The organism is Chitinophaga filiformis (genome assembly GCF_023100805.1).
In the GTDB taxonomy this organism is placed as follows: domain Bacteria; phylum Bacteroidota; class Bacteroidia; order Chitinophagales; family Chitinophagaceae; genus Chitinophaga; species Chitinophaga filiformis_B.
This window is the reverse complement of record NZ_CP095855.1, coordinates 2022598-2037596: the sequence shown is the minus strand read 5'-3', so window position 1 is coordinate 2037596 and position 14999 is coordinate 2022598. Positions and strand designations below refer to the sequence as shown.

14 protein-coding genes and 1 other RNA gene are annotated in these 14999 nt (G+C 45.3%); 6 read left to right on the top strand and 9 right to left on the bottom strand.

What is annotated here, in order from left to right:
• Complete coding sequence (locus MYF79_RS08510; RefSeq protein WP_247813413.1) at positions 1–366, bottom strand: DoxX family protein; 366 nt, start codon at positions 364–366, stop codon at positions 1–3.
• Between the two features lie 233 nt (positions 367–599).
• On the opposite strand from MYF79_RS08510, the gene MYF79_RS08505 reads away from it, so the two are divergent.
• Entirely contained in the window at positions 600–1235 is a 636-nt protein-coding gene (locus MYF79_RS08505; RefSeq protein ID WP_247813412.1) for a hypothetical protein, read from the top strand.
• 28 nt (positions 1236–1263) lie between these two features.
• Here MYF79_RS08505 and MYF79_RS08500 read toward each other — a convergent pair whose 3' ends face one another.
• Genes MYF79_RS08500 through MYF79_RS08480 form a run of 5 tightly spaced genes read right to left on the bottom strand, consistent with a single transcriptional unit; the run spans position 1264 to position 6667 of the window.
• Positions 1264–2604: a DUF58 domain-containing protein gene (locus MYF79_RS08500; protein ID WP_247813411.1), complete on the bottom strand. Its 1341-nt coding sequence runs from the start codon at positions 2602–2604 to the stop codon at positions 1264–1266.
• Positions 2605–2614: 10 nt separating this feature from the next.
• Complete coding sequence (locus MYF79_RS08495) at positions 2615–3595, bottom strand: AAA family ATPase (RefSeq protein WP_247813410.1); 981 nt, start codon at positions 3593–3595, stop codon at positions 2615–2617.
• Positions 3595–4830: a DUF4350 domain-containing protein gene (locus MYF79_RS08490; protein WP_247813409.1), complete on the bottom strand. Its 1236-nt coding sequence runs from the start codon at positions 4828–4830 to the stop codon at positions 3595–3597. Before MYF79_RS08490 ends, MYF79_RS08495 begins: the two co-directional genes overlap by 1 nt.
• Complete coding sequence (locus MYF79_RS08485; RefSeq protein WP_247813408.1) at positions 4827–5687, bottom strand: DUF4129 domain-containing protein; 861 nt, start codon at positions 5685–5687, stop codon at positions 4827–4829. The genes MYF79_RS08490 and MYF79_RS08485 overlap by 4 nt, the downstream gene beginning before the upstream one ends.
• Positions 5684–6667, bottom strand: a complete 984-nt coding sequence (locus MYF79_RS08480) for a stage II sporulation protein M (protein ID WP_247813407.1) — start codon at positions 6665–6667, stop codon at positions 5684–5686. The genes MYF79_RS08485 and MYF79_RS08480 overlap by 4 nt, the downstream gene beginning before the upstream one ends.
• Before the next feature lie 237 nt (positions 6668–6904).
• On the opposite strand from MYF79_RS08480, the gene MYF79_RS08475 reads away from it, so the two are divergent.
• Complete coding sequence (locus MYF79_RS08475; RefSeq protein ID WP_247813406.1) at positions 6905–7630, top strand: RDD family protein; 726 nt, start codon at positions 6905–6907, stop codon at positions 7628–7630.
• 57 nt (positions 7631–7687) lie between these two features.
• Here the strand turns inward: MYF79_RS08475 and MYF79_RS08470 are convergent, their stop codons facing one another.
• The gene (locus MYF79_RS08470) at positions 7688–8134 is read right to left on the bottom strand and encodes a DUF5684 domain-containing protein (RefSeq protein ID WP_247813405.1); all 447 of its coding nucleotides are present in this window, start codon (positions 8132–8134) and stop codon (positions 7688–7690) included.
• A 259-nt stretch (positions 8135–8393) separates the two neighbouring features.
• Here MYF79_RS08470 and ffs point away from each other — a divergent pair.
• From ffs to MYF79_RS08455, 3 genes are all read left to right on the top strand, one after another.
• Positions 8394–8493: signal recognition particle sRNA small type (gene ffs / locus MYF79_RS08465), an RNA gene on the top strand.
• Between the two features lie 239 nt (positions 8494–8732).
• Complete coding sequence (gene fsa / locus MYF79_RS08460; RefSeq protein ID WP_089835205.1) at positions 8733–9383, top strand: fructose-6-phosphate aldolase; 651 nt, start codon at positions 8733–8735, stop codon at positions 9381–9383.
• 283 nt (positions 9384–9666) lie between these two features.
• A complete protein-coding gene (locus tag MYF79_RS08455) occupies positions 9667–10986 on the top strand; it encodes an NAD(P)/FAD-dependent oxidoreductase (protein ID WP_247813404.1) in 1320 nt (439 codons plus the stop codon).
• A gap of 331 nt (positions 10987–11317) precedes the next feature.
• Here MYF79_RS08455 and MYF79_RS08450 read toward each other — a convergent pair whose 3' ends face one another.
• Positions 11318–12610 (bottom strand): DUF5103 domain-containing protein, encoded by a 1293-nt coding sequence (locus MYF79_RS08450; RefSeq protein ID WP_247813403.1) that lies wholly within the window; start codon positions 12608–12610, stop codon positions 11318–11320.
• Between the two features lie 105 nt (positions 12611–12715).
• On the opposite strand from MYF79_RS08450, the gene MYF79_RS08445 reads away from it, so the two are divergent.
• Positions 12716–13948: an ABC transporter permease gene (locus tag MYF79_RS08445; protein WP_247813402.1), complete on the top strand. Its 1233-nt coding sequence runs from the start codon at positions 12716–12718 to the stop codon at positions 13946–13948.
• Positions 13949–14227: 279 nt separating this feature from the next.
• Here MYF79_RS08445 and MYF79_RS08440 read toward each other — a convergent pair whose 3' ends face one another.
• Positions 14228–14974 (bottom strand): TrmH family RNA methyltransferase, encoded by a 747-nt coding sequence (locus MYF79_RS08440; protein ID WP_247813401.1) that lies wholly within the window; start codon positions 14972–14974, stop codon positions 14228–14230.
• Between the last annotated feature and the right edge of the window lie 25 nt (positions 14975–14999).

The window sequence follows — 14999 nt, the reverse complement described above, 5'->3', positions numbered from 1 at the left end:
CTAGTTTGATTTATTTAACTTGTGATAAGTGAAGTAGGATACCGCCAGTACAGCAAGGAAAATAAATGGTACAACCGGCACCGGCATTGGGTCTCCCGAAAAAACATGAGCAATACCTGCGGATATGAACGTAAAGGTGAAACCTGCATATGTCCACTCCTTTATCCTGCTGCCAACCGGCGTGAGTAATAACACAACACCTATCAGTTTGGCTATAGCCAGCTCAATTCTGAAGTAAGCCGGATAACCCAGATGCTGAAATGCCTGATCTATTTTTACATCGGTAAAATAGGCATAGCCTGAATATGCCATCATCAATGCTATCATCGCAGTGCTGATCCAATAAACAATCCTTAATGTTTTCATTTGATTTTTTTGACAGGACAAAACTATTTACAATTGCTATTAAATAGTTAGTAGTATACCAAAGGTTAGTGCTAACCTGCAGGATAGCATCCAGCCAATCTGCGCCGGCACCTTTCTCTTCCCTGGCCATTGACACTCATAGCATAGCGCCACGGCATCTGTTAAGAAACATAAAAAACCGCCTATACTTGTAAATGTGGAATGATTTTTTCAGCTTTCAGGTAAAAAACACATTGAGAGCCATTTTAATCATCGCGCAGTTATTGCTTTTTTTTAATGCCCAGGCACAGCAAAACAATATAACCAGCGTTACTGCCAGTTATGACCCGGCTTCCATAGCCGAATTATATGATCACATCCCTATAGGGTTGGAATTCAGGTATGCAAACGGACAGGTAAGAAAAACGGAAGGATATTTACAAGGGGCTTACCGCTGGAGAAATATCAAAGTGACCAGCTCTGCCGGCAGTGTCCAGAACGGCTATTTACAACTCGACAGACAACGGGCGGCGAAACTGCATTACCAGGTAGAGCTTACTATTACAGTACCTGAAAACCCACAACCACTGACAACCACGTTAATGCTCCCGCACCTCGAAAGTATCCGTTTCAATCACTATGCCGACAGCCTGAAAAGAGGCATCCGGTTTTACCTGAATGTGGAAGGTGCCTTCAGTAGCGGAAAGATCTATCCGCTGGATACAGCTGCTATTAAATTTACGACCAGTGCAGGAAAATTGCTGGGGCAGGACCTGCTGCTGAACCCTGATGACGCTACCCGCGCTATCACTGTTACAGCAACCAATAAGAACGATCCGGCAATGTCTATATCGGGTACAATACCCGTGAAACAACTCCAGGATAAATGATCCAGGGCCCCGGAGCTGATTTCCACCGCTAAATAAGCGCCCTGGCTTTCAGCTCCAGGTATTTGTTGATCACATTTAATGTGAGTTGTTCCGGTGGAGTAAGTAAGGACAGGATACCATATTTCGTAAGCTCCCTGACCATCAGTTTCTTTTCATAAGCAAATTTCTGTGCAATCACCTGACGATAGATCTCTTCCACAGTATGCACGTGATCTTTTGTTACTTTCTTAAGCTCTGTATTTTCAAAGAAAACTACCAGCAACAAGTGATACTTTGAAAGCCTGCGCAGATAGGGTAGCTGCCTTTGCAGCGCCGTCATAGATTCAAAATTGGTGAAAAGTATCAGCAGGGAACGCTGGGAAAAAACACTACGCAGAGTAACACTCAGCCGCTCATAATCACTTTCCTGCCACTGTGTTTCCTGCGCATATAACTTCTCCAGTATCAGGTTCATTTGCGTCTTCTTGGCAGAGGAAGGCAGTACGTCCACCTGCTGCGCTGCAAGCGTAACCAGCCCTGTTTTATCTCCCTTCTGCAAGGCAATATTACTGAAGATCAATGAGGCGTTGATAGCATAATCCAGTAAAGACAATCCTTCGAAAGGCATCTTCATGGCCCTGCCTTTGTCAATCACACAATATACCTGCTGCGATTTCTCTTCAACATAACTATTGACCATTGGCGTACCTCTGCGCGCAGTGGCTTTCCAGTTCAGCATACGTACATCATCGCCACGCACATATTCCTTAATATGATCAAACTCCATGCTATGACCTGTTACCCGCTGTTTATGCACCCCCATTTCCTGTAACCGGCCATTGAAAGAAAAGAACTCATAATTGCGTAACTGCAGGAAAGAAGGATATACCCGGACAATATCCTCATTCAGCGGTGCAATATGCCGCTGCGACAATCCCAACAGGCTGCGCACAAAAGCATTGGTTTTACCGAAATGATATTCTCCCCTCTCTACAGGACGTAAGGTATAGTGAATCTCCTGTTCCTCGCCGGCTTTCAGCTTTGCCTTTTTCCTGAAATCACGTACCTGGAACTGCACCGGTAATTCATCCAGTACTATAACTGTAACGGGGAAACGATAATTATTTACCAGCTTTATCCTGATGTCATTATTATCACCATTACTGAAACGGCTGGCCATGGAGCGCGTCACCTCCAGTGGCTTCTCTCCGGCCGCATACAGAAAGATGATATCCAGTACGAGCAGGAATGCGAGTAGTATAAAGATCAGCTCCGACACGATATACAATGAAGGGAAAAAATAAGACACGACAAATAACATCGCCGTGCTTCCCAGTAATGCATAGAAGCGCGTTGTAAAAAATAAAGACTGATAAAATGCTTTCAACATACAATAATGTTTACCTCGGTACTTCCACCGACTTCACGATCTGTGAGATCACTTCATCTGTAGTAATACCTTCCATCTCACGTTCAGGTGTGAGCATAATACGATGACGCAATACATGCGGCAACATGCTGACAATATCATCAGGTGTAACGAAGTCGCGGTTGTGCATGGCGGCAACTGCCTTTGCACAGTTCATGACTGCCAGCGATGCACGCGGTGAAGCTCCGAGATACAGTGATGCATTGTTACGCGTTTCATGGATCAGCGCAGCAATGTAGTGCAGCAGTTTATCTTCTATATGCACTTTACGCACCAGCACCTGGTATTCCATGATCTGTATAGCGGTTACTACACGCTCGACCAGCTGCGTCAGGTCAGACATACCATTGTATTGATGCATTGCCTGGAGCATGGATATCTCTTCCGCCAGTGCAGGATATTTTACTTCTATTTTAAAAAGAAAACGGTCCAGCTGCGCTTCAGGCAAGCGATACGTTCCCTCCTGCTCTATCGGGTTCTGTGTAGCCACTACCATAAAAGGAGCAGGTAATGGATGTGTAACACCATCATTCGTCACCTGCCTTTCTTCCATCACTTCAAACAGGGCCGCCTGCGTTTTCGCCGGGGCACGGTTAATCTCATCTATCAGCACCAGGTTGCTGAACACCGGGCCACGCTTATATTCAAACTCTCTTTTCTCCGGATTGAATATGGAAGTACCAATCACGTCGGCAGGCATAATGTCGGGTGTAAACTGCAGCCTGGAGAAGTCTGCATCTATACAGCGCGCCAGTAGTTTGGCAGTCAGTGTCTTCGCTACACCAGGCACGCCTTCTATAAGCACATGGCCTTGTGTAAGCAGCCCTGCTATTAACAGGTCGATCATCTCATGCTGACCAATAATTACCTTTCCTATCTGCTCCCGGATGGCCACTACCGCTTCATGCAGCGCGGTAAAATCAGTCCTGGGTTGAAATGTAGTTTCCTCCATTATTTCGTATTTAAATAGAACGCTTGTATGTTTTTATAAAATCGCTGTAAATATTCATCTGTAATGGTGTGACCGGACTGTACCTCCTGGATACTGTTCAGGATATCTTTCACCTGTTCCAGCGGCATAACTGCCTTGCGGGACAATGCCTCTGCAAATGCAGCATCCAGGTTGTTTGTATTCAGATAATAGCGTGTGCGTACAAACTCCTGCCACTGCAGAATGATCTTCTGCGCCAGGTTGCGGTTGTCATGTTGCTGATAGTACAACTGTCCCAGCGCATCTACAAACTCCAGTGAATTATTCACCAGCAAAGGCCTTTCAGGTATGATGCGTTGCCTGCGTTTGCTTTCAAACAACATATAGATCAGTAATAATGCCACCGCCAGCCACAAGGCCCAACGCATAGCCGGATAACGCATCAGCACCTGCCACTCGCTGAAATCGGACGACTGACGATAGTGTTGATATTTGTAAAACTCATCCCAGTACACATGATCCATGTATAGGTTAGTATAGGCCAGTTGCCTTTCCAAAGACACTATATTGCGGTCATGCATCAGGAAATAGTTGGTCAGCGTAGATGGCTGCAACAGCAGGAACACTGCGCCTTCACCAACTGATACTCTTACAAAGTCGGGACGGTGGAATGCATCTGTACCCAATATAGTAGTACGGCTGGTATCCATCTTTGTGATGAAACTGCCCCCCCTGATGCCTTTACGGGAAAAGGCAGTATCCGGCGCCAGGCTACTGTTCACATATCGCTGATCCGCATTGGTAAACGACTGGAAAATTCCTTCATCATTCACCTTTACATTCAGGTATTCCAGCAGCAGGCTGTCCGGTTGATTGGCTGCAATGAACAGCTGATTACCCGCAGCAGCAAATTTGATCATATTCTTAGCGTCTTCTGCTGAAGTGTACAACTTGTCTGTCACGAGGATATACAGGTTATAATCAGTAGATGCAAGTGTTTCATCTTTGCTGTAGGTGCGGGAAAAAGGCTTGGTCACTACCTGCGGCCTGATATCATAATAAAAAAGATGAGATAATGTTTTAAACATCACATAACACCCGCCGGGACTTTTATCCTTATGGGAAAAGCTCTGCCGTGCAAGTTCCTTTTCGTCAATATTTTGACTGTCCGGCTTGCCTGTACGTGCAGAGAAGACCAGCAGGATCAAAAATACCAGGACAATGGCGCTGACTATTATTATTAATTTTGATTTCACCGGGTATAGCCTAATTCGTTCATAAATTGACGGAACTGCTTGTGTATAACGTTGAACTGTTCGTTGTTCACAGGCATCTCTCCGTACCAGATGTATTCATAATCCAGTGTCAGCGTTGCAAATGTTTTATACCATGGTGTAGATACCAGGCTGCGCAGATAAGCTGCATTGGTTTTTTCCCTGCTGTAGGTAAGAATCCCTTTATCTACAAGTACCCGCAGTGTTTGCAGATACAACAACCTTACCGCCACTCTGAGCTTTCCGGAAGCAATGGCCTGTTCTATCTGCTGATGATATGTTTCCGTATCCAGCTCTTCTTCTGTCAGTCTTACGGTCTTGTCAGCATCCGGCTTTGTTTTCTTAAACAGGTAGCCGTTCTGTTTCAGGTAGAGATACAACAGAAAGCCAACACAACTTAAAATAATACCCACGATCACAAACTTAAAAAGCCCTACCAGCTTTAAGATGCCTGCAAAGAGATTGTTGAGCCAGGGTATATTTTTGCGCTGCTCCGGTTTCTTTTTCCGGTATTGCAATTCCCGATCGGCCTGCAGTACCTTCATGACGCTGTCAGGCACTGCTCGTAGCACCAACGGATAATCCGCATAAGAGGACATCGTATCAGCCATTGCCGGCGCTGCCTGGTCCCAGAGGTGATGTTCTTCTTCATGCCGGATAATATCTTCCCTCGTGCTGGTATCTGCCGCTTCTTCTGCAGCCTCTCTTTTTGTGGCAGTGTTGATCATATCTTCAGCAACCATGGAATCCCATTGTTCCGTGGGTACAGATTGCTGCGCGCTGACCAACAAAGGCAGACACAATAATAACAGGATATAATGAACGCGCGTTTTCTTCATTTCACAGGCTTTATAATAGTTGCTTTCAGTCCGAGCTTATATCCTTTACGATGCAGATAGATCGGGTAAACAATAAAGTAACCAATGATAAATAGCAGTGATAGCGACAATATGCTGATGCTGACCCATAGCGGCATAGCGGTATGCCGGGTTACAAAACCTTCCAGGAAGGCAGCCACTATAAATACCGGTATCAGCGTCACTACTATCTTTACACCATCGCGGGCCGTATTTTTCAAAGCATCCAGTCTTTTACGGGTACCCGGGAATATCAGTCCGCTGATCATTACCAGTCCTGCGCAACCGGCTATTACGATAGCTGAGATCTCCAGGGTGCCATGTATCCAGATCACAAGGACCGATTTTATGCCTAGTCCTTTGGAGAAGAAATAATACTGGAAAGCGCCGAGCATAACGGCATTCTTCATCATCAGCCACAGGGTACCTACTCCCAGGGTCACACCTCCGACAAAGGTCCACATTGCCACGGTAATGTTGTTCTTTGCTATTTGCAGGAACATTACCAGCTCGTTGTCTTGTTTATAAACGCCAAAAGGATCGCCGTTATTAATATTCTGTTCTGTCATACTCACATATTCGTCTCCCAGCACACCACGTACGAAAGTCTCATCATGGGCAGCAGAAAAAGCACTAATGACGCAGAACAGGAGAAAGAACAAAAAAGTGAAAAGGAACAAACGGTGGTATTTGCGGAACAATAGTGGCAGCTCATAGATGAAGAAGTTGCGTACCCGGCCATCCTGCCCTTTCCGGTTGCCATAGATACTATGATAGATACCGGCAGCCAGGCTGTTGATATAACCGGTCACCTTGCTGAAGCTGTAGAAGGTTTTGGCATAAGCCAGATCGTCCAGCAGGCTGGTAAAACGTTCCGCCATCTCGTCCGGATCTTCGGCAGGTTGCTCCTGGTATCTTTTCCAGCGCTGGAGATTCTTTTTTATGAAGGTTGATTCACGCATGGGCTGTCTGTTAGTCCGTCATCCATAACTGATAGGCTATAAAGAATAAGCCATCAACTGTTCAATGAAAGGATTTTGTTCAGAATATACAAAAAAAAGCCCCCGGCAGCTAATATTAATTAAATAAATGTAGCTAGATTAGCCAGCAGCGGAGTTGTTCAGAACGAAGATCTACCGCTTATGATCTACGATCTGTGGACTACTCACAAACATATAGATTAATTAGTAAATTTATACATGGCTTCAATAAAAATACCCACTTCTTTCAATATAGACCTTGAATTTGAGACAGCGAACCTTTTCCAGCGATTTATGGGCTGGTTGCTGGATACGCTCATCAGGGCGGTATATTGTATAGCATTGGGATATACGGTGTACAATATGCAGTTGGGCGAGGTAACGAGTTATGTGGTGTACTTCTTCCTGGGTGTATTACCGATCTTATTCTATTTCCTTGTACTTGAGATCGTTATGAACGGACAGACGCCGGGTAAGCTGATGCTGAACATCAAAGTACGGAATATGCAGGGCGGGAAGCCCAGTATCAGCCAACACCTGATCAGGTGGCTGTTTCGCCTGCTGGAAGCCCCCTATTTCTTCTGGAACGGTATTATCCCCATCATTGCGATATTAAGGTCGCCTTATGATCAGCGGCTGGGAGATATTGTGGCAGGAACGATCGTAGTGAGTACAAAAACCAAGGCGAGCCTCAACGACACGATATTCAGGGATATGTCGGCGGTGGATTATCAGCCGCGTTTCCCCCAGATCCTGAAATTGTCTGACAGGGATATGAATAAGATCAAGTCGCTGATGGATCAGGCTATCAAGTCAAAGAACCCCGAATTGGCAGCGCGTGTTGCCTATCGTGTAAAAGATGTGCTTGAGATCAAGACGGATATGCTGCCTGAAGAATTCCTGGAAACGGTCCTGAACGATTATAACTACTATACGACTCGATAGCTGCCGGTCGCCAATAAATGACAACCGGCAGGGAGAACTAATTATGGCAAAAGTGTTTTATACTGCCGGATTTCCGATACTACCTATCTGGCTATCCAATGCAGGCCCGGCGGGACGACCAGCGGGACCGATATATTGGATGTCTTTGCTGAATGCCAGGATCGGATAAAAAATGATCCCTAAGAACAGCAGCCCTATCGTGAACCCGACATCCTTCCCGAAGCTCTTGCTGAGATCGTGGGTCAACATGATAGGCAGGATGAACCACCCGTAGATAGGGATCAGGAACATGAAAATGTACCACCAGGGTTTCCCTACAATTTCCAGCATCACAATTAAACTGTAGATAGGGATAATACTTGCCCAACCTGGCTTACCGGCCTTTTCGAATACTTTCCAGCCGCTAACGATGAGCAGCACGACAATGGCCAGGTAGAACACCATAAGAACAAGGAATGCGCCAGTCATAGCAGCGCCTGAAGATTCGTAGGATACGTCTTGCATAATTAAATGTTTAGGTGAAAGGATATATGTACAGAAAATGAGCATAATGACAGTCGGATCGTGATGTCAAAAACATATTTATTTCATAGAATAAGGAGCCTCTGCTGTGTTTCAACCGGTCACTGATACAAGACATATAACAGCAGACAGAATGAAATTGATCACTAAGCAACACTTTTTTTTGTTTACTTTTTAAAATAATTCAAATAATTTTTCTTTTAAGATTTGTTATTTATTTCAATTAGTGTACATTTGCAGCCGGCAAGTCTTATACGACCAGCTCCTGCTGAACTCCCCCAGGACAGGAATGTAGCAAGGGTAGGCGGTTGTAGCGGTGCGATGTAAGTAACTTGCCGTTTTTTTTTCTTTTGTATTCCAGGTCATCAGTCGATAGATTCAGTTGTAATGCTATTAACTCTCCTCCTTCCATAAGGATGGCCTGTGATTTCTACCCAATGCGTTTCAACTGTTTATTTCGCGATTATCCGGTTTCTATATTGATTCTAAATGAATCAGTGAGTACTGTTGATTATATATCATTTGTTCCGTACTATTGTGACGGCAATAAATTATTAAAAAAGGACTAAATCATTTCACAATGAAATTCTTCATAGATACTGCAAATCTGGCACAGATTAAAGAAGCAAACGACCTGGGCGTTCTTGACGGTGTTACCACCAACCCTTCCCTGATGGCTAAAGAAGGCATCAAAGGCGAAGCTAACATCCTCAAACATTATGAAACAATTTGCGAGCTGGTAGATGGTCCTATCAGTGCAGAAGTATTGTCTACCGAGTTCAACGCCATTGTTGAAGAAGGTAAGAAACTGGCTGCTATTCACCCAAACATCGTGGTGAAAGTGCCTATGATCAAAGACGGTATCAAAGCGCTGAAATGGTTCACTGACAACGGTATCAAAACCAACTGTACACTGGTATTCTCTGCAGGTCAGGCTATCCTGGCTGCTAAAGCAGGTGCTACTTTTGTATCTCCTTTCATTGGCCGTATTGATGACAGTAACTGGGATGGCGTTGAGCTGATTGCCCAGATAGCACAGATCTACAGCATCCAGGGCTTCAAAACCGAGATCCTGGCGGCTTCTATCCGCTCTCCTTTACACATCATCAAATGTGCTGAAGCCGGTGCAGACATTTGCACATGTCCGCTGGATTCAATCCTCGGTCTCCTGAAACACCCGCTGACTGACATCGGTCTGGCTAAGTTCCTGGAAGACGCTAAGAAAATGTAATCTTGCTTTTAGATGGTATACTCCCCGGTGCACGCCATGCATCGGGGATTTTTTTTGCCCCTGGCAGATGCGATGCCAATACAGTATTTTATACGGCCTCCAGTAATATCCCAACCGATTGACACGAATATTTCCTCACTTTCTCAATATAACTTTCATTTTTTTCTGAAAGTATTGTAACTTTGAGTAGCATTTATAATTTCCGGCGTTTGAATACATAGTGTCGCAAGACATAAGCACGTTCATTTCGAATTTATTTCATTGATTGCTAAATGATTGTATTATGATTCAACCGAATATTCCGGAAACAGGAATGCCCCGTGTAGTAATTGTAGGTGGCGGTTTTGGCGGTATCAACCTGGCCAAAAAACTCAAAAATGCCCCCGTACAGGTTGTGATGCTTGACAGGAACAATTATCATCTCTTCCAACCCCTTCTTTACCAGGTATCTACTGCTGGTCTTGAAACAGATAGTATCGCTTTTCCGCTTCGCGGGATCTTTAAACACCAATCCAACTTCTTCTTCCGTATGGCCGAGGTAACCGGTGTACGGCCTGCAGAAAATATACTCGAAACAGGCATCGGAGAGCTGCGTTACGATTACCTGGTACTCGCTACCGGCAGCACCACCAATTTCTTTGGCAACAAGGTGATTGAGGAACATGCCATTGGTATGAAGTCGCTCATTGAAGCAGTACAGATCCGTAATTATGTGATCAAACAGTTTGAGGAAAGCCTGCTACTGGAAGATGAAGAACAGATCAGGTCAAAACTGAACTTCGTGATGGTAGGTGGAGGTCCTACAGGTGTAGAGCTGGCAGGTGCTTTCGCAGAACTGCGTAAGTATATTATGCCGAAAGATTATCCTGAACTGCCGGTATCATTGATGAACATCTATCTCATTGAAGGTAGCGGACGTATCCTGAACGGTATGAGTGAACACTCTTCCCGCAAATCGCTGGAAAGCCTGGAGAAACTCGGTGTGAAGGTATTGTGCAATGCCGTTGTGAAAGAGTACGATGGTAAAACACTTTTGCTCAGCAATGGCGAAACCCTGAAGACCCAGTCATTATTGTGGGCCGCGGGCGTAAAAGGTGTACCGGTAACAGGTATTCCGCAGGAATCAATATTACCCAACGGCCGTATACAAGTGAATGAATTCAACCTGGTGAGCGGCACGCTGAATATTTATGCCATCGGCGATATTGCCCAGATGGTGAATGATCCTAAGTTTCCCAGAGGCTATCCCATGGTGGCACAGGTGGCCATTCAACAGGGCGCAAACCTGGCAGAGAATATCGTAAAGATGATCAAATCTGCCGGCCGTGGCCTGAAAGCATTTAAGTACAAGGATCTTGGCAGCATGGCTACTATAGGCCGTAATCATGCCGTGGCTGAATTTGCAGGAATGAAACTGAGCGGATTTATGGCCTGGATGGTGTGGATGGCGGTGCATCTTATGAGCCTTCTCGGATTCAGGAATAAACTGGTGGTGTTCAGTAACTGGTTCTATCGTTACTTCACTTTTGACCGTGGTACGCGTATTATTATTAAACGTGGCGCTGCAAATATTGTGAAACTCCGCCAGACCGTTGTCAGCTGATCTTCTGCAGGAGATTGCGAATATAATACGTTATCCGTGGCTACATCAATGCCGGCAGCCCTTCAGTGGACGATTGGCAACGCGGTATATCATCCGCAATAGTAGAATTATCAGCCGATCTTCTGAGAGGTTAGTAAGGCAACATATCATTCGCAGTATAATGACCAGCTGATATGCTGTGGGAGCCTGGTAACAAAACATATCATCCGCAGTATAATGACTCGCTGATATTTTGTGTAGGGATTGCTAACACAACATATCATCTGCAGTAATAAAAAAGCAAGGCGTTCATAGTTTCCGGCTATGAACGCCTTGCTTTTTTTACTACGTGCTATTTACGGCTCAACATGGAGTTCAGTGTAGTGGTAGTAACCAGTTCATCCGCTCTTCCACCTAATGCGCGATAATAAACCAATATCGTGTAGTTATTCTCCGCTTCCCACCAGTTTCCTTCTGTCAGCTCCGTATTGGGCTTACTGTCCACAACGGTATTATCCACTAATGCATACACGTAGTTATAAAAACCCTGTTTCAGGAATAATGTGCCTTCATACGCTCTGGTAGCCGGATTAAACACCATCCTGCTATTTTCATTACACTCATAGTTCGTCAATTCCCCAAGAATATACATGTTATAGCCTGCATAGGGCTCAGGTACAGGGAAAGAGAAATGTACAGTAGCATAATCCCCTTCAAAGAAAGGGTCATAATCATCGAGCGTGGCGAGATAGTACAATCCGTTAATATCCTTGATGTACTGGTACATCTTCCCTCCTCTTTCAAAGTCCGGAAGGGCATAGACGTCCGTATGATCTTTTGCATACTCCGTTGTTTTCACTCTTTCCGTCTGCAACCGGAAACTTCGGAGGTCTATCCATCGCCATTCCTTACCTGCCGGCATTACACAGTCCACCTCCCAGTTGTATTCCAGCACATTGCCTTTAATGAATAAAGGACGTGGGAATTTGATAGCATTATCCCAACGATAGTTTTGCAGGATCACTACTTTCATCTGGTCAAAAGGATTTATAACATTCAGTCCGCCTGTATTAACAGAAAAGTTGATCTTCTGGTGTGACCGGAATATCTTAGGTGTAACAGGTTGCTGGATAAAGCCACTCACACTGGCCTTATTGCCTATTACCAGCATGCGGCGGGTCAGTACCAGCTGGTCGGTATCGCTGTCGAGGTACACCTTCAACAGGTAATTGCCCGACCTGGTAGGGTAACAGTTCTGGTTGGGCAGCTGTACTGAATAATGGGTATATTTCTGCAGGGCAATACTGGAAAAACGGTAATCCTGTATCCTGTTTTCGGAGAAACCGCGCAGGTATTCCACCTGGTTGATCTGAGCCCGTGTCCAGTCTGCATTGCACAAAACGAACGTATAAAAGTAGTTCTTCACGTCATTGTCCAGGTCATCAAAGCTCAATTCCAACTTTTCATCGCCATTGAGCGTAATAATGGGATAGCTGAGCTGATCGCCTGCCTGGTTCAGCTTTACGGACCGGATATTACTGTAGTAAACGTGGTCAGGACTAGTGGTATTCTCCTGCGCAGCTACCGGCAGAACGTACGCCAGTAAACATATTACCGGTATACAGAAGAAGGATTTTATCTTCATAATAGCATTTCAAGTAACCATTAAGGTACTATTTTTTCAATTTGTACCGCGCAGCTTCGTTATAAGCGGCCGGCTGTTTATGATTATATTCAATACATTTGTCTTATGAATTTGCCATTCTTCATTGCCAAGCGGATTGCCTTTAACCGGTCATCTTCCTTTTCAAAGTTCATTATCAATATTGCTATTGCAGCTACTGCGATAAGCGTAGCAGTGATGATACTGGCAGTGGCCCTGGTGAATGGCTTCCAGGAGGTCATCCAGCAGAAGATATTCAGTTTCTGGGGACATATGCACATTACCGAGTATCAGCCCAATGCCGGTCCGCTGACAGAACAATTTCCCTTCACAATGGACAGTACGACCCTGGCTAAGCTCAGGCAGATAAAAGGCATCAATACAATAAACGCTTATGCTACCAAATCTGCTATAATAAAAGCAGAAAAAGATCTGGAAGGCGTCATTTTCAAGGGAGTGGACCGCCATTACAACTGGGACCATCTGCAGCAATTCCTGCAGGAAGGCAGTGTTATTCACTACAATGACAGCAGCTATGCACCTGAAGTGCTGATCTCCGCCAGGCTCGCCAAGGAATTACAACTGAAACTGCATGATCCGCTGATCATTTACTTCATCCAGGCACAGGGCCAACCACCCAGGGCGCGTAAACTGACCATCAGCGGCATTTACAAAACAGGCATTGAGGAATATGACAAGACATATGTACTGGGCGATATTGAACTGATCCGCAAGCTGAATAACTGGGAACCCGGTAGTATAGGAGGATATGAGATCTTTACGGATGATTACCGCAACCTGAAAGAGATAGGTACCGCTGCTTTTGATGTAATTCCCGATCAGCTGTTCATCCGTTCCATTGCTGACATCTATCCTAACATCTTTGCCTGGCTGCGTTTACAGAATAAAAATAAGCTCATTATACTCGTGATCATGTCTATTGTAGCCGCTATCAACATGATCACGGCAATTCTCATCCTCATCCTGGAACGGACCAATATGGTCGGTATCCTGAAAGCGCTGGGTCTGCGGAATGACAGAATAGAGGGAATCTTCATGATACAGGCGGCCTATATCGTCATAACAGGGATTATCCTCGGAAATATCCTGGGTATTGGTTTAGCCATTTTGCAGCAAACTACCGGCCTCTTTAAATTGCCGGAAGAGTCTTACTATATGTCTGTCGCAGCTATTTCCCTGAATTGGCTGCAGGTGGTGCTGATTGATGTAGGCACCCTGCTGCTTTGCGTATTGGTATTGATACTGCCGTCCCGGATCATCCGGAGGATAACGCCGGTAAAGGCAATACAGTTTAAATAATCATTGATAAGATATAAAACAGGAAGTCCATAGCGCTGATCGCTATGGACTTCCTGTTTTATATCCTTATTAACGTGCTGACTTAATAATCAGGAACGATGGTTTTAACCTGCTTACAGCCGCTGTAACCGCAATCTTCTGCCAACCGGCTGTTCACAGAATATTTCGCTATGGGCACGAGGCCGGCTGTTATCTCATTCTTGTCTTAACAACCGGAGCAGTGGTTCGTCTGATCCGGATATCGGCATATGACCTTGGGCACAAATGGTTATCAGTGTACTACACTAACAATCGTCCGCAGATGATACCAGCCGCGACGCCGGCATTCAGGGATTCCGCTCCACCCAGTTTTGGGATAGTGATCTTATAGGTGCTGGCGGCTATTACCGCTTCACTCAGTCCGCGGGACTCATTACCGATGAGGATAATACCTTCTTTCAGTTTTGAGAATTCGGTGATATTGGTACCGTGCAGGGTAGCGGCATAAGAAGGCACACCCGCCTGCTGCAGCAGCGTAACGATATCACTTTCCAGTACGCTTACACGGGCAATGCTGCCCATCGTGGCCTGGATGGTTTTAGGATTGTAGGCATCCACACAATCGGGTGAGCAAATGATCTGACGGATGCCGAACCAGTCGGCTATACGAATGATCGTACCCAGATTACCCGGGTCCTGGATGGTTTCCAGTGCCAGGGATACAGTACCTTTCAAAGATCCCGGCGCTACCTGAGCAGATCCCGGGATATCCAGCAGGGCTAATGCCTGATTAGGTGTAGTCAGCGCTGACAGCTGCTTCAGGACACTTTCTTCTACTTCCGTGACCCTTACACCGGGTGTACGGTCCAGTAAAGATCTATGAGTACTTATCCAGGCAGCAGTTGCATACACCTCCTGCACGGGAATGCCTTCCTGTAGCAGCTCCGGAACGATCTTATCTCCTTCAGCAATGAACTGGCCGGATTTTTGACGGTATTTTTTATGCTGTAATGATTGAATATACTTAATTTGCGCCTTCGACAACATAGAGCCAAACCTACATGAATTCTTT